The organism is Dokdonella sp. (genome assembly GCF_019634845.1).
GTDB lineage: Bacteria > Pseudomonadota > Gammaproteobacteria > Xanthomonadales > Rhodanobacteraceae > Dokdonella_A.
On sequence record NZ_JAHCAQ010000003.1, the window covers coordinates 88,274 to 110,554 of the forward strand.

A 22,281-nucleotide genomic window follows, 5' to 3' on the forward strand; every position below is an offset into this window, starting at 1 on the left:
CATGCGCAGTCGCCTGCTTGCCGTCGCGGAGCGACGGCTGCCTGCGCTGACACGCCTGCGCCTGCCCGAGCCAGTGCCGCTGACGCTGCATCGGCGCCGCATCTATGTACTACCGACCGCATTCGGGCTTGGCTTCGCCGTACTGCTGCTGGTGATGCTGCTCGGCGCGCTCAATTACGGCAACAACCCGGCGCTGCTGCTGACCTGCCTCATCGGCGGCATCGTCGGCGCGAGCCTGTTCGCGGGCTTCCACGCGCTGCATGGCCTGCGCCTGTTGCAACTGCATGCGCCCGAGATGCATGCGGGCGCACGCGCGGTGCTCGGCCTGCGGTTCGATCCGGCGGCGCGGTCGCGGCCGGGTCTGCGCCTGCGTCACGACAATGAGGAACTGGGCTTCGCGCTGCCGGCGGTACCGACCGTCGTCGAACTGCCGTGGACCGCGCCCGGGCGCGGCTGGCAGCGCTGCGGGCGGCTGCGGCTGTGGACCGAGTACCCGCTGGGCCTGTTCGACATCTGGAGCTGGGTCAATCCCGCACCAGCCTTTCTCGTCTATCCCGCGCTCGAAGCCGACGCACCGCCACTGCCGGAGGGCCAGGGCGCCATCGGCGAGCGCGCCCGTCACGGCGACGACGAGGAACTGGCCGGCCTGCGCGACTATCGCAGCAACGATGCGCGGCGCCTGATCGCGTGGAAGGCCTCGTTGCGGCACGACCATCTGCTCGTGCGCGAAGTGGAGCCGCGCGCCGGTCTGGCACTCACGCTCGACTATGACCGGCTGCATGGGCTCGGCCACGAGGCACGCATCCGCCGACTGGCGGCATGGGTGGTGGCGGCCGATGCGCAGGCGGCGAGCTACACGCTGCGGCTGCCTGACAGCTGCCTCGGGCCGGCGCGCGGCGCCGAGCATCGCCGCGAATGCCTGCGTGCGCTGGCCCTGCTGCCCGCTGCGGAAGCCGTCCCGTGAAACGCGTGCTCGATCGTGCCCAGTTCGCGTTGCTGGTGGTGGCGGTGGCCGCCACCATCGCGACCCATCTGCCGCACCTGCCGGCCTGGCTCGCGCCTGCGCTTGCGCTGGCGATCGGCCTGCGTGTGGGCTGGCGACGCGGTCATCCGGGTTCGGTGCGGGCGATCCTGCGACTGCCGCTCGCGGCCGCCCTGCTGGTGGCCGTGGTCGGCGAATACGGCAATGTGTTCGGTCGCGATCCGGGCAGTGCCTTCGGCTGCGGCCTGCTCGCGCTCAAGCTGCTCGAAACCGAGACGCCGCGTGACGCGCGCGTGGCACTCGCGTTCTGCGCCTTCGTGCTGATGTCGGCGCTGCTGTTCGAGCAGGGCCTGCCGTTCACGCTGCTGGTGTGTGCGGTGCTGATCCTGCAGGTCGCCGCGCTCAATCGGCTTGAACCTGCACCACTGCCGGGGCGCCAGCCGCTGTGGCGTTCGCTGGCACTGGCCGCTCGACTTGCGCTGGTGGCGACGCCGCTGGCGTTGGTCGGTTTCGTGCTGGTGCCACGCCTGGGCACGCCGCTGTGGGGTTCGCCCGGCAGCGACGGGCTCGGTCGTACCGGCCTGGCCGACAGCATGGCGCCGGGTCAGTTCAACGATCTCATGCTCGACGACAGCCCGGCGCTGCGGGTGACGTTCGACGCTGCGCTGCCGCCGCCGAGCGCGCAGTATTTCCGCACGCTCGTGCTGAGCGACTTCGACGGCACGACCTGGACGCGCGTCATGTCGGGCCTGCGCCATGCGCCACGCCCGGTGCAGGCCGGCAGCGGCCAGCGCTACGACTACCGCATCACGCTGGAACCGAGCCGGCAGCGCTGGTTGCCCGCACTCGACGTGCCGGTGAGTGTGCCCGCCGGTGCCGTGCTGGCCGGCGACGATACGCTCATCGCCAACCTGCCGGTCACCCAGCCGCGCGAGTATGCCGTGACCTCGATCAGCGGCGGCCGCGACGTGGAGAGTCTGCCCGGCTATCTGCGCCAGCGTCTGCTGCGCCTGCCGCCGGACGTCGGTTTGCGCGCGCGCGCCCTGGCCGCGCAATGGCGCGCCGAGGCCGGCAACGACGCCGGCGTGGTGGAGCGCGCGCTGGCGCTGTTCCGCAGCGACTTCAGCTACACCCTGAGCCCCCCGCTGCTCGGGCGCGATTCGATCGACGAGTTCCTGTTCGATACCCGTAGCGGTTTCTGCGAACACTACGCATCGGCGTTCGTGTTCCTGATGCGCGCCGCCGGCATCCCGGCGCGCGTGGCGACCGGTTACCAGGGCGGCTGGTGGAGCGGTGCCGGTGGCTATCTGCTGGTGCGCCAGTCGGACGCACATGCCTGGGCCGAGATCTGGCGCGATGGCGTGGGTTGGCTGCGCGTGGACCCGACCGCGGCGGTGGCGCCGCAGCGCATCGACCTTGGCGCGCGCCAGGTCAATGACGCGCCGAAGTGGACCCAGGCAGGCTGGGTGCGCGCATTGCGCAACCACGTCGATCTGGTCAACCGCTGGTGGACCCAGGGCGTGGTGCGCTTCGATGCGCTGCGCCAGCGCGCGCTGCTGAGCGAATTTGGCATCAGCCACAACGAACATGGCGATCTGCTGCTGATGCTGGCGGGCGCACTGGCACTGCTGATGCTGCTGGCTACCGTGTGGGCGCTGCATGCGACGCGCGACCGCAGTGGCGATGCGCTCGACCGGGTATGGCGGCGCTTGCGGCGCGATCTGGCCCGCGCGGGCGTGGCCAGTCGCGACTGCGACGGGCCGTCCACGCTGTGGCAGCGCGTGCGCGACATCGATGCCGAACTGGCACGCTCGCTGCAACCCGTGATCGATGCCTACGCGCGCTTGCGCTATGGCGTGGCGCGGCCCGACGATGGCGAGGTGGCGCGGCTTTCGCTGAACGCACGCCAATGGTCGCGCCAACGGCTGCAACGCCGCCGGCTCGCGCGTTGTCTACAATCGGTGGCTGCAGCGACCGGCATCAACACTGCCTTGCATCGAGGTCGATCATGAACCGAATCATTGCGATTACCGCACTCGCCGCCGCATTGGGCGCCTGCGCCAGCGTGCCGACGGCACTGCAGGGCAACTTCGACAAGTCCACGCCGCGCGACGCCGTGGCGCGACAAGACAGCGCTGCGGTGCGTTGGGGCGGACAGATCATCAATGTCGAGCCCAAGGCAACCTCGACCTGTTTCGAGATCATTTCCCGACCGCTCGACGCGAGCGCGCGCCCACAGCGCGAGCAGGAAGCCAGCGCCGGCCGCTTCATCGCCTGCCATCCGGGTTTCTTCGACCCCGAGCTGTATGCACGCGGGCGTGACCTCACCGTGGTCGGCCACGTGACCGGCAGCCAGATCGGCAAGGTTGGCCAGTTCGACTACACCTATCCGGTGGTCGAGGCCAGCGCAGTGCACCTGTGGCCGAAGCGGCCACTCTACGTGAACAACCCCTACTACGACCCGTGGTACATGGGGCCGCCGGGATGGCACGGTTACTGGGGCTGGGGTTGGGGACCGTATTGGGGTCCCGGACCGATCATCATCCGCGACCGTCACCCGCATCCGGAGCCGCGGCCAGCACCCGAGCCCAAGGCGCGGCAGTGAGCCGGCAGGTCCCGGCGCGCAGGATGTCGTGACCGGCGCCGCCGCGACGCTGCCGTTTGCGCCGACCGGCCGAGCTCCACGCGCGGCGCGCAGCCACGCCGCAAGTCTGCATCGCGTCACATCCGGCGGGTGTGCCAATGCGACCGTGCCGGCGCGTGATCGATGCGGTCATTCCTAGCCGGGAGGCCAGTGCAGCGCACGGCCTGCGAGCAGATGCAGGTGGATGTGGTAGACGGTCTGGCCGCCGTCGCGGTTGCAGTTCATGACCACGCGATAGCCATCGTCGGCGAACCCCTGCTGCCTGGCCCATTTCGCCGCCGTGACGATGAGCTTGCCGATCAGCGGTGCATCGGCATCGGTGAGCTCGTTCATCGTCGCGAACGGCTTCTTGGGAATGAACAGCACGTGCACCGGGGCCTGCGGATTGATGTCACGGAAGGCCAGCACGTCGTCGTCCTCGTAGACGATGTCGGCGGGAATCTCGCGGCGGATGATCTTGGCGAACAGGGTCATGGGCGGATGCGCTCGGCAAGCGGGAAATGCGTCGGCAACAGGCTCGCAGCTTGCGCCGACCCGTGCAAGGGCCGGTCGTGCCGCGCTGCGCGGGCGGGCTTGCGCAAGGCGGTGCGCGTCACGCCGCCACCCACCTCACAAGGCCTGCCGCCCGCCGAAGGCATGCGCCAGCGTGCCGCGATCGATGAACTCGAGCTCACCGCCGAGCGGAACGCCATGCGCGAGGCGGCTCGCGCGCACGCCGGCCGCGTGCGCGAGCTGCGCCAGCATGTGAGCGGTCGCCTCGCCCTCGACGGTCGGATTGGTGGCGACGATGAGCTCGTGCACTTCACCCTCGGCCAACCGCTGCGCCAGCAGGTCGAGCCCGAGCTCGCGCGGGCCCATCCCGTCGAGCGGCGACAAGCGTCCAAGCAGCACGAAGTACTGGCCGCGATAGCCGGTGGCCTGCTCGATCGCGAGCTGGTCGATCGGTGTTTCCACCACGCACAGCAGGCTGCGATCGCGCGTCTGGCTTGCGCACAGCGCGCACACGGCCTCCTCGCTGAAGGTGCGACAGCGCGCACAGTTGCCGATGCGCTCGACGGCCACGGCCAGCCGCTCGGCCAGCCGCCGGGCGCCGTTGCGGTCGCGCTCGAGCATGTGGAACGCCATGCGCTGCGCCGTCTTGGCACCGACTCCGGGCAGGCAGCGCAGTGCTTCGATGAGTTCGCTCAACAGGGGCGATGAGGACATGGGGTGACCGCGCGCTGGTGGCGCATCGCTCTCAGAACGGCAGCTTGAAGCCCGGCGGCAGGTTCATGCCGGCGGCGAGGCCGCCGAGCTTCTGCTGGCTCAGTGCCGCGACCTTGTTGACCGCGTCGTTCACCGCGGCCGCGACGAGGTCTTCGGCCATCTCGGGATCGTCCGCAAACAGTTTGCGGTCGATGCTGACGCCACGCACCTCATGCGCGCCGCTCATGCGCACGCTGACGAGGCCGCCGCCGGCCTGGCCGGTGACTTCGGCCTGCGCGATCTCGGCCTGGGCGCGCTTCATGTCTTCCTGCATGCGCTGGGCTTGCTGCATCAAACCGGCAAGTGGACCCTTCATCTCATCACCTTTGCTTGTGCGATCCGTCCGTCCCGCTCGCCGGCGTTCCGGCGGCGGCGGCTGACGATCATGCGGGCTTTTGCAAAGCCCATTCGCGGCCAGCCACGGCCGCACTCCTCGAACACCTGCCTCAACCCAGTGGACGCACGCTGTCGGCGATCACGCGGGCATCGAAGGTATCGACCAGCGCGCGCACGACCGGGTCGCGCGCGACCGCACCCTCGGCCTCCGACTGGCGCGCAGTGGCCGCCTGCGCGCGCTGCCGCGCGGGGGTGTGCGCCTGCGCCTGCGCCGTCCGCTCGAACCGCACGCGGATGTCGCGCCCGAGCACGTTCGAGATGCTGCGTTCGAGCTGCGCCACCATCGATGCGGTGAGCAGGTGCTCATGCGCCGCTTCGATCGCCAGTCGCAGCGTGCTGGCGTCCAGTGTGAGCAAGGTCGAGTGTTGCGCGATCTGTCCCAGCGGCCCGCGCAAGCCCGCGCGCTCGATCAGCGCGGCCCAGTCATCGACGGCGACCGGCTCGGCGCATCGCGCGCCGGCATCCGCAGCGCCGCTGCCGGCTTGCGTCATGCCGGACGTCGGCGTGGCGGCGGGCTGCGTGGCGGCAGGCGGCGTGGTGGCGGGCTGCGTGGCGGCAGGCGGCGCGACTGCGCCGGTTGCCCGCGCAGCGGGGCCGCGCGCGCTCGCCGCTGCCGCGACCGGGGTGCGCCCATCGCTGGCGCTGCCCGCCGCAGCGCCGCCCGGCGCGAACGCGAGCATGCGCAACAGGCACATCTCGAAGCCGACGCGCGGCGTTGGTGCAAGCGGCAGGTCGCGCCGCCCGGTGACGGCGATCTGGTACCACAGTTGCACGTCCTGCGCCGACAGCTCGGCGGCGAACCTGCCGGCGGCCGCATCGGCCGACGCGGCGACGAGCTGGGCCACTTGCACCCGGTGCAGCAGACCGGCGAGCTCGTCGAGCACCTGGGCGAAATCAGGGGCGAAGCCGGCGATGTGTTCGATTTCGGCGAGCAACGCGGCCGCATCGCCGCGCGCCAGCGCCACCAGCAGTTGCTGCACCTTGGCGCGCTCGACCGTGCCAAGCATTGCGTGCACCTCGCTCGCCTGCAGCGTGCCACCGCCATGGGCGATCGCCTGGTCGAGCAAGGACAGCCCGTCGCGCAGCGAGCCGTCGGCGGCAATGGCCAGCGTGTCGATGGCCTCGGCGTCGAAGCCCACCTGCTCAGCCTCGAGGATGTGCCGCATCTGGCCACTGATCTGCTCGGGCGACAGGCGCTTGAGGTTGAACTTGATGCAGCGCGACAGCACGGTCACCGGCAACTTCTGCGGATCGGTGGTGGCGAGCAGGAACTTGACGTGGGGCGGCGGTTCTTCCAGCGTCTTGAGCAGCGCGTTGAAAGCGCTGCGCGAGAGCATGTGCACCTCGTCGATCAGATAGACCTTGTGACGACCGCGGGTCGGTGCGTACTGCGCGTTGTCGATGAGTTCGCGCACATTGTCGATGCCGGTGTTGCTGGCAGCGTCGATTTCGAGCAGGTCGACGAAGCGTCCGGCGTCGATCTCGCTGCAGGCGCTGCACTGGCCGCACGGGTCGGAGGTCGGACCGCGGTCGCAGTTGAGCGACTTGGCGAATATGCGCGCGATCGTGGTCTTGCCCACGCCCCGCGTGCCCGTGAACAGGAACGCGTGATGCAATCGCCCGCTGTCGAGGGCGTGGGTGAGCGCGCGCACGACGTGTTCCTGCCCGACCAGTTCGGCGAAGCGGCGCGGGCGCCATTTGCGTGCGAGGGCTTGGTACGACATGGGCAATCCGCAGGCGAGTGCGTGATTGTAGCAGTCGCGGCGCGGCGACTCGCCGCATGGGCGAGCGCGCGTGCTGGCATCGACACGAAGGGTGGCGGCTCCGCCAGCCGATCTCCGGCACCCGCATCACCTGCTACCGTTGCTTCCTTCCGGACCTGGCGGAGTTTGCAGGCTAGCGTCGCGAAGGGACCGACGGAGCCACCATGAAGCGTGCCCACGTCATCGACGCGGGCGATCAAATTGGCGGAGAGGGCGGGATTCGAACCCGCGAAGCGGTTTGACCCGCTTACGCACTTTCCAGGCGCGCTCCTTCAACCACTCGGACACCTCTCCAATGTTTCTCATCCCGCTGCGCACTGCGTGCGCAGGGCGGGATGGCTCGGCACATCCTGTGCCTCACTCGGACGCCCAGTCCGATGTCACTCACCCGTACGGTACAGCGTCGCAGGGCGCGCGAGGATACTAGGGACGGCGCGATCAATCCACACTCGCGCCATCGCCACGCCGATCGCGATCGAGCGAACTGTCGCTAACGCCTTGATGTGCAACGGCGCCGGAACCGTCATCGGGCGCGGCGCGCAGGCCTGCACGATCCGTCGCCGCACCGGATCGGCGCGCACCTTGCTGGTGCGACCGCTCAGCCGATGAGCACGAACACGAGGATCAGGACCAGTTGCGCGAGCGGATACAGGCTGGCGCGATCGAACAGGCGCGCTGCGCGGCGCCCCTCGTGCGACCGCAGCAGCGCCACCGCCGGCACCAGTAGCAGGTAGCCGCCGATCACGAGGCTCGCGAGGCGATAGGGCCAGCCCAGTGCGAGTGGCGACATCACGGGCAGCGCCAGGCTCAGCAGCACGGTCACGCACAAGGCAACGAGCACCACGCGACCCGCGATGCGTGGCCCGAACACGAGCGGGATCGTGCGCGCACCGACGCGGCGATCTTCCTCGACATCGTTCCAATCGGCCGGGATGTTCTGGCCACCGATCTCCCAGGCGATGAGCCAGGCGACCATCAGGGCGAGCCATGCGGGTGACGGCTCGGGGATCACCGCGAGCACCGCGGCCACCGGGCCGAGCGCCTTGACGCAGCCGCTGACGAGCACGCGCCACCAGCTCAGCTTGAACAGCAGGCAGTAGATCGTCTCGAGCACGGGGGCCGCCAGCACCACGGGCAGCAGCCACGGGTTGAGCCACCAGGCACCAGCCAGCGCGCCGGCGTACCACACCACGAACCAGGCGATGCCACGGCCGAGGCTGAGCTTGCCCTGCGCGATCGGGTAGCGCAGATCGGAAGCCTCCACCGAATAGCCCGGGTTCGGCCCCGCGCCGGCGAACTTTTCGCGGTCGACCCGCACCCCGATGATGTCGTTGAGCGCGTACAGCGCCGTGTAGCCAGCCACGGCGGTGAGCAGCGCCACGGCGAGCACGGGCCAGCTCGGAAAGTGGCCGAGCCACAGCAGCGCCGCGAAGCCGGGCATCGCGATGTCGAGCACGCCGTGGGTGGATCGCGACAGGGCGAGATACTTGCGCAGCATGCTCAGGCCCGCTTGACGAAGCTGGCCATGTAGTTCACGTCTTCCCTGCCTGGCGCGACGCGAAAGCTCTTGTTGAGCGGGTTGAACATGAGACTCGCGCTGCGCAGGAATGCAAGTCCGCTGGCGCCGGCCCAGCGCCGCATCTCGTCGGGGCGGATCAGCTTGGCGTACTCGTGGGTGCCGCGCGGCAGGATGCGCATGACGTACTCGCCGCCGACGATCGCGAACAGCCAGGCCTTGAAGGTCCGGTTGATCGTCGAGAACACGACATGGCCGCCGGGCTTGAGCAGGCGCGCGCAGGCGTCGATCACGGCAGCGGGATCGGGTACGTGCTCGAGCATTTCCAGGCAGGTCACGACGTCGTAGCTGCCTGCCTCGAGCGCAACGAGCTCCTCGACGGTCTGCAGGCGATAGTCGATGTCGAGCCCGCCCTGGCGTGCATGCTGGCGCGCAACCTCGAGCGTGAGGTCGGACTGGTCGATGCCGACCACATTGGCGCCAGCCTTGGCCAGCGTCTCGGTGAGGATGCCGCCGCCGCAGCCGACGTCGACGACGCGCGCGCCGTTGACGTCGGCATGGTCGAACACGAACTGGCTGCGCAGCGGGTTGATCACGTGCAGCATGCCCATCTTGCCGGTGGGGTCCCACCACAGGTTGGCGACACGGTTGAACTTGTCGATTTCCTGCCGATCAACGTTCGAGGGCTGGTTCATGGCTGTCCTTGAGGCGGGTGTGCAACGCGCGCAGGGCGCCGTCGAGTTCCGCGCGGGTGATGTCGTTGGCGAAAGTGCAGTGGCCCAAACCGGCTGGCAGCGGCACGCGCTGCAGGCCATTGCGGTGTTCGATGCGGTCGAGCAGCGAATGCCACATGACCTCGCCGTCGAGCACGCCGTAGTCGAGTTCGATGCCGAGCGCCGCCACCAGCGCGAAGATGCGGGCGGCCTCGGTGGCGCGCAGCAACTGGCGCCGCTCGGCGATCATGGTCGACACGAGGATGTCGAGCAGCACCGCCTCGCCGTGCAGCAGGCGCTGCTCGTGGCGCGTCTCCAGCCCGTAGCTGAAGCTGTGGCCGAAATCGACCTTGCGCGCGAGCTCTTCTTCGTACAGGTTCGGCGTGAGCTCGTCGAGCATGCCGCCGATGGCGCGGTCGAGGATGAGATCACCGGTCGGGTTGGCGAAGTGCGCGGCGACGCTGGCGGCGCCATGCAGTTCGAGTGTCTCGAACAACACGCCATCGCGGATGATCGCGAGCTTGATGATCTCGCACATGCCGTTGAGCAGGTGGCGGCGTGGCAGTGTCACCAGCAGTGACTTGTCGAGCAGCACGGCTTGCGGCGGCTCGAAGCTGCCGAGGCGGTTCTTGTTGCCATTGAAGTTGATGCCGGCCTTGATGCCGAGTGCCGCATCGACGTAGCCCATCAGCGTGGTCGGCACCTTGAGGTGCGGCACGCTGCGGCGATAGCTGGCGGCAACGAAGGCGACGACGTCGGTCAGCACGCCGCCACCGATCGCGATGATCGGCTCGTCGCGGCGATGGATCGGGAATGCGTCGAGCGCACGCAGGATGTCCTGCCAGATCTCGACCGACTTGTGTTCCTCGCCACCGGGAAACACGACGATGCGGGCGTCGACCCCACGCTGGGTGAAATAGCCGCGGATCGCGCTGCCGTGGTGGCGCGCGACCTCGCCATCGACCACCACGAAGCGGCGGCCGCGCGGGCGGCCGAACGCCATCAGCGCCTCGTTGGCCGGATCGAACAGGCCCGGCGCCTTGATGACGTCGTAGGCGATCGGGCGGTCGACGCGGACCTGCCAGCGCATGCCGGTCCCGCTCATGCCGCATCCAGCCAGTCGGCGCGGCGGGCCAGGATCTCGCGCGCCACGCGCTGCGCGTCGGCGAGGCTGTGGTTGCGGTAGTTGCCGCACTGCTCGATGTTGGCGTAGGGCACTTCGCGTGCGTGCTCGATCGCGGCGAGGATCTGCTCGAGCGTGTCGCACAACCGCCCTGCCCGCCCCTCATTGCGGAACGCGAGGTAGAACCCGGTCTGACAGCCCATGATGCCCACCGAAACGAAATGCGCCGGCAGCAGGCGCATGAAGCCTTCGAGCAGGAAGTGTTCGACCGAATGCAGTTCGGTGCTGGTCAGGTAGTGGTCCGCATTGGGGTGGCGCACGCGCAGGTCGACGCAATAGATCGCCTCGCCATCGGCCGCGCCTTGTGCCGAGCGCAACTTGACGCTCGGCGCCTTGAGCCGGCGATGGTCGAGTTCGCCGACGAGTGCGGCGCGCCAACCGAGGATTTCAGTATCGATCATGCGGATGTCTGACAACGGCGCCGGTCAGTGGGCGCCCACGAACGGGGCAAGGTGGCGGTAGCTGTCGTCGAGCGCCTTCTGCCAAGAGGCAACGTGGTGGTACAGCTCGACCGAGCCATAGCCGGAAAAACCGTTGTCGGTCAGCGCCTTGAAACTTGCCGCGAAGTCGAGTGTACCTTCGCCCGGGATTTCGTGGAAATGCACCACGCCGGTCAGCGTGTTGGCCACCATGCGCTGCTGCAATGCCGGGCCACGCACGCCGCGCAGCCAGGCCACGATCGGTCGCGTACGTTCGAGCACGTCGAACGACAGGCCCGGCACCGAGATCATCCAGGTGAAGATCTCGTCGTCCAGCGGCGAGGCACCCGCGTACAGGCTGCGGTAGTCGAGCGTGGCCAGTGGCCGGGTCACGCCGCTGCGCGCCAGCAAGGCATCGATGCGGCTGCGCCGCGCGGCGGACGGCGTCTGCTCGCGGAAATAGGTCGGATGCTCGCGGTCGAGCAGCAGGAACTCGGCGCTGTCGGGAAAATGCACGAGCACGCTGGCGAAGCCGAGATCGGGCGCCAGCTCAGCATGGTCGTCGACCACCTTGAGGTTGTAGCCGGCCTGTGCGTCGGAAATGTGCAGGTAGCGCGCATGCGGCGCGGCTTCGCCAAGCGCCTTGATGTAGTCCGGTTCCGAGCAGTAGGCGTGGCAGATGTCGATGTGCAGCTTGAACTTGGGCGAATCGACCTTGCGCATGAGATCGAGGCCCTGCGCGAGCGTCTCGATGTACATGCCCGGCTCGGGCTCGACCAGCAGCGTGATGTCCTCGTCGTCGCGGATCTCGCGCAGGCATTCGTGGATCGAGTCGACCAGCAATTCACCGGGATCGACCTGCGGGTGGGCCACATGCTCGGCGCGGATGAAGCCGCTGCCGAACGTCACGAGATTGACGCCCAGATGCCGAGCGACGTCGATGCCGCGCCTGACCAGATCGATGCGGCGCTTGCGCGCGGCGCGCGACAGCGCCATCAGTGAGGGCTCGTGGGGGCGCAGCGGATCGAAGAAGTGCGAAGCGGTGGCGACGCAGGCTGCCTTGACGCGGCGCTGGTCGAGGCGCTGCTTGACCCGGGCGAGATAGGCGTCGTCGATGTCGAAGGGGTTGAACTGATCGCGATGGAACGAGATCTCGATGCCTGGATAGCCGGCCCGGTCCACCGCGTCGATCGCGTCGAGAAAGTCGAGTTCGGTCAGGCCGAAGGTGCTGTAGCTGAGCTGGATCTGGCCCATGACTGGTCCGCTGCAAAGACTGGAGACTGAAGGTCGTTGGTACAGCGGCCCGCTGCCGCGGTCAGCCCAGCCCGACGCGCGCCGCGCCCCCGATGTCGGGCGCGCGAGGCTGCGTTTCAATGGCCGGACTGGTTGCCGGCGCGGAAGGGATCACTCGCGCCCGGGCCACGGCGCTCATTGTACCCAGTCCAGGGGCCGGCCTTCACGGGCCCGGCGTGGCGCCGCGCTCGGCCGGCTCGGATGCCGGCGCATGCCGCATCAGCGGCGGCGCCAGCGCCAGCAGCTCGCCACGCCGCGCCACGCGCCAGCCGCCGCGCTGCATTGCCGCGGCTTCGGCTTCGCTGCCGTAGTGGTAGAGCACGAGGCGTTGGCGCAGCTCGGACGGGTACTCGCGCGCCAGGTCGTCGGTGCCGCTGTGTGAGGGATTGCCCTGCAGGCTGCAATCGTGGGCGACGAGCTCGCCGCGCCCGGCGTGGTGGCCGAGCATTTCGGGGATCGGGCGTGTGTCACCGGTCCAGACCACGCTGCCCGGCAGGGCGAGTCCGTACGACGTCTCGGGCGCATGGTGGCGCGTGGCGAACACCTCGAACCACAGTCCTTCATGCCAGAACCCGCGCGAACACGGCACCAGCTGGAACGCATCCCAGTAGTTGGCGCCGCCTTCGGCCAGCGGTTCGGGAAAATCGGCCACGCGCGCCTGCAGCAGCGGAATCAGCTTGGCGTGTGCGTACACGCGCAGGCGACCGCGCCGCGCCGGATCGAACCAGGCCTGGTAGAACAGGCGCTCCATGCCGCCGACATGATCCATGTGGGTGTGGGTGACGTACACCGCCGGCGGCAATGCCGCGTAGTGTGCCAACCAGGCGCTCAGCGCCTCGGGGCCGCAGTCGATCATCAGCAGTGGCACGCCATCACGCTCGAGCGCGCCGCAGGCGGACCCGAGTTCGGGTGCGTTGGCATTGCCGACGCCGACGAAGCGCAGTCCGAGACTCACGCGCCGCCCCCGCCACTGGCCATCGCCGCGTGGTAGGCGGCCAGCAGTGGATGCCAGAAGCCGGCATCGAAACCGATGATGCGACGCGCTCCGAGTTTGTCGAACGAGCGGCGCAGGCGCACGAGGTTGGCGCGTTGCCACACGAGCTGCGGCTTGCGCAGCCGGCCACGATCGAAGTCGAGCAGCCAGATCGTGCCGTCCGAGCCGACAAGGATGTTCGAGGCGTTGAGATCGGCATGCCACACACCGCGGGCGTGAAAGCGCGCGAGGGTGGCACCTACCGCACGCGCAAGCGCCTCGTCGAGGCGCTGCGCGGTCATGCGCGCCGCCAGTGGCTCCACCGCCTCGATGCGGCGCGTGAGCAGATCGGCGCGATAGCGCAGGCCGCGCCGGCGATAGCGTGCCGCCACCGGCGCCGGCACCGGCAGGCCGGCATCGGCCAGCGCGGCGAGCAGGCGGAATTCGCGGAACGCGCGCGTGCGCTCGGCGCCGAACCAGGCATACGAATCGCGCGTGAAGCGTGTCATCAGACCGCCGCGACGATAGTGGCGCAGCGCACAGGCGCCGAGCGGGGTGTCCACGAACAGGGTTCCTCCGCGGCCACCATCGACGCCGTGTGCACGCCCCAACGCCTGCCAGTACGCCGCATCGAGCCACTGCGCCTGCGGCTGCTGCGCAAGGCCGGCGTCGACCAGCAGCGCACCATCTTGCGTCGGTTGAACTTGCGCGTGGATCATTCGTCTGACAACTTCGCCCGCGCAGTCCGCGCGCCCCTGTCCCAATAGTAGCAAGCAGCGCATGATCCGACCCGACTCCGTCGCCACTGCGCCCGCATCGCTGTGCATCCTGCGCACCTCGGCGATCGGCGACGTGACCCATGTGGTGCCGCTGCTGCGTACGGTGCAGTCGCACTGGCCCGCCACGCGCCTGACCTGGCTCATCGGCAAACTCGAGCACAGGCTGCTCGGCGACCTGCCCGGCGTCGAGTTCATCGTGTTCGACAAGGCGGCCGGGCGCTCGGGCTACCGTGCGGTTCGCACCCAGCTGGCCGGGCGCCGCTTCGATGCACTGCTGCACATGCAGGTCGCATTGCGCTCCAACCTGCTCAGCCTGGCGGTTCGGGCGCCGCTGCGCATCGGCTACGATCGCGCCCGCGCCAAGGACCTGCATGGTCTGTTCGTCAACTGCCGCATTCCGGCGCGCAGTGGCGAACACGTGCTCGACGCGATGGGCAGCTTCCTCGAGCCGCTCGGCCTCAAGCAGGATCAGGTGCGCTGGGACCTTCCGATCCCCGAGTCGGCGCGCGCGTTCGCGCGCGACCACCTGCCCGACGATGAGCCCACGCTGGTGGTCTGCCCGGTATCGAGCCATCGCCTGCGCAACTGGCGGCCGGAGCGCTATGCGGCCGTGATCGACCACGCGACCCACTCGCTGGGTTGGCGCGTTGCGCTGTGTGGCGGGCCGAGTGCGTTCGAGCGCGACTTCGGCGACGCGATCCTCGCCCACGCCCGTTCGCGCCCGCTCGACCTCATCGGCAAGGACACGCTCAAGCAGCTGCTCGCCGTGCTCGAACGCGCCACGCTCGTGCTGTGCCCCGATTCGGGCCCGATGCACATGGCCAATGCCGTCGGCACGCCGGTGCTGGGCCTGCACGCCGCGAGCAATCCGGCGCGCTCGGGCCCCTATTCCGACCGTCAGTGGTGCGTCGACCGCTACGACGCGGCGGCCCGCAGGTTCCGCCACAAACCGGCCGCGGCACTGGCCTGGGGCAGCAAGCTCGAATATCCCGGGGTGATGGATCTGATCGAGACCGATGCGGTCATCGAGCGGCTCGAAGCCTTTGCCACCCGTGCGGTGGGCGCTCAGGCGCGATAATCGGCGTAGGACTTTTCCTCGACGAGCGTCGAGCCGAGTTTTTCGTTGATCGCGCGCTTGATCGCCGCGCGCTCATCGTTGCGGAAGTACACCGCGCGCGCCAGTTCGATGAACTCGGCATCGAATGCCTGGGCCTTTTCCTTGAGCCGGATGCGGTCCTCGATATCCCACAAGGTCTGGTTGACCGCGCGCAAGGCAGCCCGCTCGGGTGCGATATCGGTGCGCGACGCCGGATGGGCAGCCCAGGTGGTGCCGAGCAGCTCGAGTTCGGTGCGCACATTGGCGAGCTTGGTCGCGTCGCTCATGTGCTGGGTCTTGATCTCGAGAATCGTGATCTTGTCGATCAGTTCGCCGTAGGACACCGGAGTCGAGATCGTGCTCATGGTCTGCCGCCTCCTGTTGACATGTTGGCGGAGAGGGTGGGATTCGAACCCACGTTACGGTAGAACCGTAAACCGGATTTCGAATCCGGCGCATTCGACCACTCTGCCACCTCTCCACATGTCCCGCCGATGCTGCTGAGTGCAGGCCACACCGGCGCATTGTTCGCATCATCCTGATGCTCACCCCTCGCTGTCGCTCGGGGCCAGCCTTGCGGCTGTCCCGATTCGCTCCCGGCGAATCGGTCGACCACTCTGCCACCTCTCCACATGTCCCGCCGATGCTGCTGAGTGCAGGCCACACCGGCGCATTGTTCGCATCATCCTGATGCTCACCCCTCGCTGTCGCTCGGGGCCAGCCTTGCGGCTGTCCCGATTCGCTCCCGGCGAATCGGTCGACCACTCTGCCACCTCTCCACATGTCCCGCCGATGCTGCTGAGTGCAGGCCACACCGGCGCATTGTTCGCATCATCCTGACGCTCACCTCGCGCTGTCGCTCGGGAATGACCCGCGGCTGTCCCGATTCGCTCCGGCGAATCGGTCGACCACTCTGCCACCTCTCCACATGTCCCGCCGATGCTGCTGAGTGCAGGCCACACCGGCGCATTGTTCGCATCATCCTGATGCTCACCCCTCGCTGTCGCTCGGGGCCAGCCTTGCGGCTGTCCCGATTCGCTCCCGGCGAATCGCATGCTGATCCTCTGGCTCTCGCCAGGGGCGCGCATCATACGTGGCCCGGAGCGCGCGGACAACCCGAACGTGCCCGGCGCGGCCGGCACGCGCCTCCTGCGTCACCCGAGCCGGGGGCCGGCAGCGAGCGCGGCACTCGCCACGCGGGCCTTTCGGCACATCGCCGGGCGGTTCCGGCGCGCTTATGCTGGCGCCCGACACCGTCACCGAGGAGCTTCCGCATGCGTCCGCGCCCCGTACTCACCGCCCTCCTCGCCTGCGCTGCGCTGGCGGCGGCGCTGCCCGCGACGTTGCAGGCGCAGGACAAAAAGCCTGCCGATGGCAAGGAGGCCGAATTCAAGCTGCCGCCGTTTCCGGCCGACCGGACCGTCAAGCAGAGCACCGTGCTCGACGGCCGCACTCTCGCCTACGACGCCACGGTCGGCTCACTGCCCGTGCTCGATGACAAGGGCAAGACGATCGCCGAGGTCATGTTCATCGCCTACACCGTGCCGGGCAAGGACCGACCGGTCACGTTCGCGCTCAACGGGGGTCCGGGCGCGGCCTCGGTGTACCTGAATCTCGGTGCGCTTGGCCCCAAGCGCGTGCAGTTCGGTGCCGAGGGTGACAGTCCTTCGGACCCGGCGATCGCGCGCGACAACCCCGGCAGCTGGCTCGACTTCACCGACCTCGTCTTCATCGACCCGGTCGGTACCGGTTTCAGCCGCGCCCTGGTCGATGAAGCGGAGGCGAAGAAGCACTTCTATTCGACCGATGCCGACATCGAATACCTGTCGCGCATCATCTACGACTGGCTGGTCAAGAACCGGCGCCTGGAAGCGCGCAAGTACCTCGTCGGCGAAAGCTATGGCGGCTTTCGCGGCCCACGCATCACCCATTACATGCAGACGCGGCTCGGCGTGGCAATGAACGGCCTCGTGCTGGTGTCGCCCTATCTCGATCCGGGCGCGAGTGCCGATGGCGACCTGTCGCCGCTGCCATGGATGCTGACGCTGCCGACCATTGCGGCCGCCAATCTCGAACGCCACGGCAAGCTCAGCGATGCGGCGATGGCCGACATCGTCGCCTACACGCGCGGCGACTACGTCACCGACCTGCTCAAGGGGCGTTCCGAGCCAGCGGCGCTCGAGCGTATCGTGCAGCGCGTGACGACACTCAGCGGTCTCGATGCCGACTTCGTGCGCCGCTCCGGTGGCCGCCTCGACACCCAAGCGTTCCTGCGCGAGGTGTTCCGCAGCGAGGGCAAGCTCGGCAGCCGTTACGATGCCAACGTGACCGCTTGGGACCCGTTTCCGTTCGCGCCGCAACAGCGCACCAACGACCCGATCCTCGACGGCATCATCGCGCCGACCACGACCGCGATGGTCGATTTCATCACGCGCACGGTGGGCTGGAACTACGTCGGCCGTTACAACGCGCTCAGCTACGAGGTCAACAGTGCCTGGGATCGCGACAGCAAGGGCCGCGAACGTGGCTCGGTGGCGCAACTGCGCCAGGCCGTGGCGATCGATCCCAAGCTGCACGTGCTGATCGTGCACGGTTGGGGCGACCTGTCGTGCCCGTTCATGGCATCGGTGCTGATCGTCGACCAGATGCCGCTGATGGGTGATCCGGCGCGCGTGCAGGTCAGGTCCTACCCGGGCGGTCACATGTTCTACAGCCGCCCCGACAGCCAGGCGTTGCTGCGCAGCGACGTCAGGAAGCTCTATTCGGCGCACTGAGGCAGCCACCGCCGCGCGCTGGCCCGGGCCGAGCCGGCGCGCAACCCCGGCGAGCGCGCCGCTGCGTTCAAGCGTGCCGATGGATATGGCCTGCACAATGCCGATGCCTTACGCTCGCGCGATGGCAGCGGACGATCCGACCGACGAGGATTTGATGCTCGCGTACGGCGCGGGCGATCTGCTCGCGTTCGAGACGCTGTATCGACGCCACCGCGGCGGCCTGTACCGCTTCCTGCTGCGCAACCTGCGCCATCGCGCCGATGCCGACGAACTGTTTCAGGAAACCTGGAGTCGCGTCATCACCGCGCGCGAACGCTATCGCCCCGAGGCACGCTTCACGACCTGGCTGCTGCAAATTGCCCACAACCTCGTCGTCGACCGCTTTCGGCGCCAGCGCCCGCAGGCTTCGGAGGAAGAGACCGAGGCCGTCATGCGCACGCTCGACGCGCCCGACGGCGAGCGGCCCGAGCGCGTGCTGAGCGAATTCGAGGAACGCCGCCGCCTGCAGCTCGCGCTCGAGGAGCTGCCTGAAGAGCAACGTCTGGCCTTCATCCTGCGCATCGAGAACGGCCTGGGCCTTGAGGAAATCGGCGCGATCACCCATGTCGGTCGCGAGACCGTGAAGTCGCGCCTGCGCTACGCGCTGGCACGCATCCGCGCGAGGCTGCAGTCATGAACCTGCCCAACGACGACCGCGAACTGGAGCGCCTGCTGCACGATGGCGGCGGTGAGTTGGGCACGCTGTACCGCAAGCTGTCGCGCGTGGAGCCGCCGCGTCGGCTCGACCGCAATGTGCTTGGTGAGGCCGCGCGTGCCGTGCATGGCCGTGCCCCGCGGCGGCAGCGCTGGCTGGTCGGGTGGTCGTCGGCGGCCGGTATCGTGTTTGCGGCAGGCATCGCCTGGCACATCGGCCACGATGCGCTGCGCAACCCGACTCCGGCGGGCACCAACCTCGATGCACGCGTGCAGACGGGCGCCACCTACGTGCCGGTCGGCAGCGTCCACGCCCCGCAGGTCGCGCCGGCGCCGGTCGCGGCGGAGGTCGAAGCCGGTTCGGCTTCGCGTGCCGCGGCCGAGAAAGCGCGTGTCCAGCCAGCCCCCGCGCCGGCTCCGGTCGCCGCGCCACGCGCCTTCCCGGCCGACGCCATGCGCCCGCGCGCTGCCGCCAAGTCGCTCGCAGCTCCTGCAGCCTCGGCGGTCCCTGCGGCGTCGACCGCCGCCGCCGCGCCGCAGCTCGAATCCGCCGCGCCGGCAGCGGCGCCTGCGGCTGGGTCGATGGCCGTGACGAGTGGCTCGGGCGCGGCGGCGGGGAGTGGCGCGGCCAACCTTGAGGCAATCACCGCGACGGGCGACAAGCGCAGTGCCCCCGCGACCGATCTCAAACGCTCGGCCGAGCTGCGCAACGACCTGCGTCTCAGCCCCGGGGACTGGATCCGCCGCGTGCGCTGGCTGCTTGCCCAGGGCCGTCATGAACAGGCGGTGGAAAGCCTGCAGCTGCTGCGCCGCACGCATCCCGAGGTCGAACTGCCTGCCGATCTCCAGTCGCTGCCGTGACGCGCCGGCATGGCTGACGCAATGACGCTGCAGGGTCCGGCGCAGCTGCAGCAGGAAATCCGCAAAAGCCGCTTCCTGGCACAGGCGGCGCCGGCGGCCGACGCCGCGTCGGCGCTTGCCTTCATCGAGGCCGCGAGCGTGCGCGAGGCCAGCCACAACTGCTGGGCTTGGCGCATCGGCAACCTGTATCGCTTCAATGACGACGGCGAGCCCGGCGGCAGCGCCGGGCGGCCGATCCTGGCCGCAATCGAGGGCCAGCGCCTGGATCAGGTGGTCGTGGTCGTCACGCGCTGGTTCGGCGGCATCAAGCTCGGCGTTGGCGGCCTCGTGCGCGCCTATGGCGGCACCGCCGCCGAATGTCTGCGCACGGCGCCACGTCATCCGCTCGTGACGATGTGCCAGATCGCCGTCGACTGCGATTTCGCGCTGGCGCCGCTGCTGCATGCACGGCTGCGCGAATTCGGCGCCTGCAAGCGCGAGGAGAGCCACAACGGCGCGGGCGTGCAACTGCGCATCGACGTGCCTGCCGACCGCCGCATGGCGTTCACGCAATTCGTGCGCGAAGCCAGTCGCGGACGTGCCCTGCTGCGCGCGCTCGACTGAGACATGACCGCGCGTGGTATCGCCCGCGCGAAGGCTCTGCGAAAATACCGCCATGTCACGCCCCGCCGAATCTGACGCGCCACGCAAGTTGCGGGCGCTGACGCGCCTGGTGCCCTATCTGCGCCCGTACCGCGGCCTGCTCGCGGGCTGGCTTGGCTTTCTCGTGGTGTCATCGACGGCGACGCTGGTGCTGCCGCAGGCCGTGCGCGTGATGATCGACAATGGCTTCGTGCGGGCCAATCCAGCGGCCATCAACGCCGCCTTCCTCGGCCTGTTCGCGGTAGCGGCCGTGCTCGCGATCGCCACAGCCGCACGCTTCTTCTTCGTCACCCTGCTCGGCGAGCGCGTGGTGGCGGACCTGCGTCGGCGCCTGTACGAGCGCCTGCTCACGTTCGACCAGACCTTCTACGAGAGCACGCGCACCGGTGAGCTCGTGTCGCGCCTGGCGGCCGACACCGAACTCGTGCAGACCGTGGTCGGATCGACCCTGTCGCTGGCGCTGCGCAGCGTGGTCACCCTGCTCGGCGGCGTGGCGGCGATGGTGTGGACCAGTCCGCGTCTGGCCGGACTCACGCTGCTGGTGATCCCGGCCGTGGTGCTGCCGATCGTCGTCTTCGGCCGACGCGTGGCGCGGCTGTCACGTACGAGCCAGGACTGCATCGCCGATGCCTCGGCCATCGCCGGCGAAACGATCGGCGCGATGCATACGGTGCAGGCCTACACGCGCGAGGCAAGCGAAGCCGAGCGTTACGCGGCGGCCGTGCTGCGTGCGCTCGCTGCCGCCCGCCGCCGCATCGCGATGACGGGCTCGCTGACGGCGCTGGTGATCCTGCTCGTGTTCGGTGCGATCACGCTCGTGCTGTGGGCCGGCGCCAAGGCGGTCATGGCCGGAACGATGGCGCCGGGCGTCTTGAGCCAGTTCGTGCTGTACGCGGTCCTCGCCGCGGGCTCGGTCGGTACGCTGAGTGAGGTCTGGGGCCAGGTGCTGCGCGCCGCCGGTGCGCTGGGGCGCATCGGGGAGCTGCTCGACCTGCAGGCGACGATTGCCTCGCCGGCGTTGCCACAGGCGCTGCCGCGACCGGTGCACGGGGCGCTGCGATTCGAACACGTGCGTTTCCATTACCCGTCGCGCCCCGATCGCGCGGCGCTGGCGGATTTCACCCTCGAGGTGCGGCCCGGCGAAACCATCGCCCTGGTCGGGCCGTCGGGCGCGGGCAAGACCACCGTGTTCCAGCTGCTGCTGCGCTTCCATGATCCGGCGCAGGGACGCATCACGCTCGATGGAGTGGATCTGCGCGCACTGGCCCTGCCCGAGCTGCGCGGCAGCTTTGCGCTGGTGCCGCAGGATGCGGTGCTGTTCGGCGCCAGCGCGGCCGACAACATCGGCTTTGGTCGCGACGGTGCCAGTCGTGACGCGATCATCGCCGCCGCGCGCGCCGCCGAGGCCGATGCCTTCATCCGCGCCATGCCCGAGGGTTACGACACCTATCTCGGCGAGCGCGGCGTGCGCCTGTCGGGCGGCCAGCAGCAACGCATCGCGATCGCGCGCGCGTTGCTGCGCGATGCGCCCGTGCTGTTGCTCGACGAGGCGACCTCGAGTCTCGATGCCCAATCCGAGCATCTGATCCAGCAGGCCGTCGATCGACTCAAGGCCGGTCGCACCACGCTCGTGATCGCGCATCGGCTGGCCACCGTGCAAGGTGCCGACCGCATCGTGGTGATGGATGCAGGCCAGATCGTGGCGCAGGGCACGCACGCCGAGCTCGTCGCCGCCGGCGGCCTGTACGCGGAACTGGCGCGGCTGCAGTTTGCCGCCTGACACCACACGCCGGCATGCGCCAGCGCGGTCGCACCGCTGTCCTGTCGTGACGTGCCGGGCGGGCCGGTTCGTCCGCCCGCTGGCCTACTTGGCAGGCTCCACGCCCGCCGCCTGCGAGCCCTTGGGGCCCTGCACGACTTCGAAGCTGACGCGCTGGCCTTGCTGCAGACTGCGGAACCCCTGCGAATTGATCGCCGAATAATGCACGAAGATGTCTTCGCCGCCCTCCTCGGGCGCGATGAAGCCAAACCCCTTGGCGTCATTGAACCATTTGACGGTACCGGTACGCATCGCCCCCAATCCTCCCCATCCAACCCTGCTGCATGCGGCGCGGCTCCCCGCCGGCGACGTTGCCGACGCACGCGCAACGCATGCGCTCATCTAACATCAGTTGGCGTTCAGGTTCAAGGCGGCGCCCCGCAAGGCGGCGAGTCAGATCGCGCGACCGCGTCGAACGCGACGGCGACCACGCCGACGGCGTCCGCGGCGTCATCCGCGGGCAGGCACTGCGCCTGCCGCGGAGGCGGCG

General features: G+C 69.1%; 22 protein-coding genes, 2 tRNA genes and 1 other RNA gene. 9 read left to right on the plus strand and 16 right to left on the minus strand.

What is annotated here, in order from left to right; all coding sequences use genetic code 11:
- The first annotated feature begins 1 nt into the window (after position 1).
- From KF903_RS03020 to KF903_RS03030, 3 genes are read left to right on the plus strand one after another with little or no spacing between them, the layout of a single operon-like run.
- On the plus strand, positions 2 to 964 hold the full coding sequence (locus KF903_RS03020; RefSeq protein WP_291210803.1) for a DUF58 domain-containing protein: 963 nt from the start codon (positions 2 to 4) through the stop codon (positions 962 to 964).
- The gene (locus KF903_RS03025; protein WP_291210805.1) at positions 961 to 2,994 is read left to right on the plus strand and encodes a DUF3488 and transglutaminase-like domain-containing protein; all 2,034 of its coding nucleotides are present in this window, start codon (positions 961 to 963) and stop codon (positions 2,992 to 2,994) included. Before KF903_RS03020 ends, KF903_RS03025 begins: the two co-directional genes overlap by 4 nt.
- A complete protein-coding gene (locus KF903_RS03030; protein ID WP_291210807.1) occupies positions 2,991 to 3,587 on the plus strand; it encodes a Slp family lipoprotein in 597 nt (198 codons plus the stop codon). The genes KF903_RS03025 and KF903_RS03030 overlap by 4 nt, the downstream gene beginning before the upstream one ends.
- 174 nt (positions 3,588 to 3,761) lie before the next feature.
- On the opposite strand, the gene KF903_RS03035 is transcribed toward KF903_RS03030, so the two are convergent.
- The 13 genes from KF903_RS03035 to KF903_RS03095 form a co-directional block, all read right to left on the minus strand.
- Positions 3,762 to 4,100, minus strand: a complete 339-nt coding sequence (locus tag KF903_RS03035; RefSeq protein ID WP_291210810.1) for a histidine triad nucleotide-binding protein — start codon at positions 4,098 to 4,100, stop codon at positions 3,762 to 3,764.
- A 135-nt stretch (positions 4,101 to 4,235) separates the two neighbouring features.
- Entirely contained in the window at positions 4,236 to 4,832 is a 597-nt protein-coding gene (gene recR, locus KF903_RS03040) for a recombination mediator RecR (RefSeq protein WP_291210811.1), read from the minus strand.
- Positions 4,833 to 4,863: 31 nt separating this feature from the next.
- Positions 4,864 to 5,187, minus strand: coding sequence for a YbaB/EbfC family nucleoid-associated protein (locus KF903_RS03045; protein ID WP_291210812.1), 324 nt, complete (start codon positions 5,185 to 5,187; stop codon positions 4,864 to 4,866).
- Positions 5,188 to 5,317: 130 nt separating this feature from the next.
- Entirely contained in the window at positions 5,318 to 6,991 is a 1,674-nt protein-coding gene (gene dnaX, locus KF903_RS03050; protein WP_291210813.1) for a DNA polymerase III subunit gamma/tau, read from the minus strand.
- A gap of 98 nt (positions 6,992 to 7,089) precedes the next feature.
- Positions 7,090 to 7,186: signal recognition particle sRNA small type (gene ffs, locus KF903_RS03055), an RNA gene on the minus strand.
- 46 nt (positions 7,187 to 7,232) lie between these two features.
- A tRNA-Ser gene (locus tag KF903_RS03060) sits at positions 7,233 to 7,324 on the minus strand.
- A 304-nt stretch (positions 7,325 to 7,628) separates the two neighbouring features.
- On the minus strand, positions 7,629 to 8,528 hold the full coding sequence (locus tag KF903_RS03065; RefSeq protein ID WP_291210816.1) for a UbiA family prenyltransferase: 900 nt from the start codon (positions 8,526 to 8,528) through the stop codon (positions 7,629 to 7,631).
- A gap of 2 nt (positions 8,529 to 8,530) precedes the next feature.
- Positions 8,531 to 9,241 (minus strand): bifunctional 2-polyprenyl-6-hydroxyphenol methylase/3-demethylubiquinol 3-O-methyltransferase UbiG, encoded by a 711-nt coding sequence (ubiG, locus tag KF903_RS03070; RefSeq protein WP_291210818.1) that lies wholly within the window; start codon positions 9,239 to 9,241, stop codon positions 8,531 to 8,533.
- Positions 9,219 to 10,364, minus strand: coding sequence for a sedoheptulose 7-phosphate cyclase (locus KF903_RS03075; protein ID WP_291210821.1), 1,146 nt, complete (start codon positions 10,362 to 10,364; stop codon positions 9,219 to 9,221). Before KF903_RS03075 ends, ubiG begins: the two co-directional genes overlap by 23 nt.
- Positions 10,361 to 10,843, minus strand: coding sequence for an S-ribosylhomocysteine lyase (locus tag KF903_RS03080; protein WP_291210823.1), 483 nt, complete (start codon positions 10,841 to 10,843; stop codon positions 10,361 to 10,363). The genes KF903_RS03075 and KF903_RS03080 overlap by 4 nt, the downstream gene beginning before the upstream one ends.
- A gap of 24 nt (positions 10,844 to 10,867) precedes the next feature.
- The gene (locus tag KF903_RS03085; RefSeq protein ID WP_291210825.1) at positions 10,868 to 12,115 is read right to left on the minus strand and encodes a sugar phosphate isomerase/epimerase; all 1,248 of its coding nucleotides are present in this window, start codon (positions 12,113 to 12,115) and stop codon (positions 10,868 to 10,870) included.
- A gap of 202 nt (positions 12,116 to 12,317) precedes the next feature.
- Positions 12,318 to 13,109, minus strand: coding sequence for an MBL fold metallo-hydrolase (locus KF903_RS03090; protein WP_291210827.1), 792 nt, complete (start codon positions 13,107 to 13,109; stop codon positions 12,318 to 12,320).
- Positions 13,106 to 13,846, minus strand: a complete 741-nt coding sequence (locus KF903_RS03095; protein WP_291210830.1) for a 3-deoxy-D-manno-octulosonic acid kinase — start codon at positions 13,844 to 13,846, stop codon at positions 13,106 to 13,108. Before KF903_RS03095 ends, KF903_RS03090 begins: the two co-directional genes overlap by 4 nt.
- A 61-nt stretch (positions 13,847 to 13,907) precedes the next feature.
- Here KF903_RS03095 and KF903_RS03100 point away from each other — a divergent pair, with 61 nt between their 5' ends.
- Positions 13,908 to 14,984, plus strand: a complete 1,077-nt coding sequence (locus KF903_RS03100) for a glycosyltransferase family 9 protein (RefSeq protein WP_291210833.1) — start codon at positions 13,908 to 13,910, stop codon at positions 14,982 to 14,984.
- On the opposite strand, the gene KF903_RS03105 is transcribed toward KF903_RS03100, so the two are convergent.
- Positions 14,972 to 15,367, minus strand: coding sequence for a DUF6165 family protein (locus tag KF903_RS03105; protein ID WP_291210836.1), 396 nt, complete (start codon positions 15,365 to 15,367; stop codon positions 14,972 to 14,974). The genes KF903_RS03100 and KF903_RS03105 overlap by 13 nt on opposite strands.
- A 25-nt stretch (positions 15,368 to 15,392) precedes the next feature.
- Positions 15,393 to 15,483, minus strand: a tRNA-Ser gene (locus KF903_RS03110).
- A gap of 793 nt (positions 15,484 to 16,276) precedes the next feature.
- Here KF903_RS03110 and KF903_RS03115 point away from each other — a divergent pair.
- From KF903_RS03115 to KF903_RS03135, 5 genes are all read left to right on the plus strand, one after another.
- Positions 16,277 to 17,776, plus strand: a complete 1,500-nt coding sequence (locus tag KF903_RS03115) for a peptidase S10 (protein WP_291210839.1) — start codon at positions 16,277 to 16,279, stop codon at positions 17,774 to 17,776.
- Between the two features lie 121 nt (positions 17,777 to 17,897).
- A complete protein-coding gene (locus KF903_RS03120; protein WP_291210842.1) occupies positions 17,898 to 18,452 on the plus strand; it encodes an RNA polymerase sigma factor in 555 nt (184 codons plus the stop codon).
- Complete coding sequence (locus tag KF903_RS03125) at positions 18,449 to 19,330, plus strand: hypothetical protein (protein WP_291210843.1); 882 nt, start codon at positions 18,449 to 18,451, stop codon at positions 19,328 to 19,330. Before KF903_RS03120 ends, KF903_RS03125 begins: the two co-directional genes overlap by 4 nt.
- A 9-nt stretch (positions 19,331 to 19,339) precedes the next feature.
- Positions 19,340 to 19,933 (plus strand): YigZ family protein, encoded by a 594-nt coding sequence (locus tag KF903_RS03130; RefSeq protein ID WP_291210846.1) that lies wholly within the window; start codon positions 19,340 to 19,342, stop codon positions 19,931 to 19,933.
- 52 nt (positions 19,934 to 19,985) lie between these two features.
- Complete coding sequence (locus KF903_RS03135; RefSeq protein ID WP_291210847.1) at positions 19,986 to 21,752, plus strand: ABC transporter transmembrane domain-containing protein; 1,767 nt, start codon at positions 19,986 to 19,988, stop codon at positions 21,750 to 21,752.
- An 84-nt stretch (positions 21,753 to 21,836) separates the two neighbouring features.
- Here the strand turns inward: KF903_RS03135 and KF903_RS03140 are convergent, their stop codons facing one another.
- Entirely contained in the window at positions 21,837 to 22,043 is a 207-nt protein-coding gene (locus KF903_RS03140; protein ID WP_291210849.1) for a cold-shock protein, read from the minus strand.
- Positions 22,044 to 22,281: the final 238 nt, after the last annotated feature.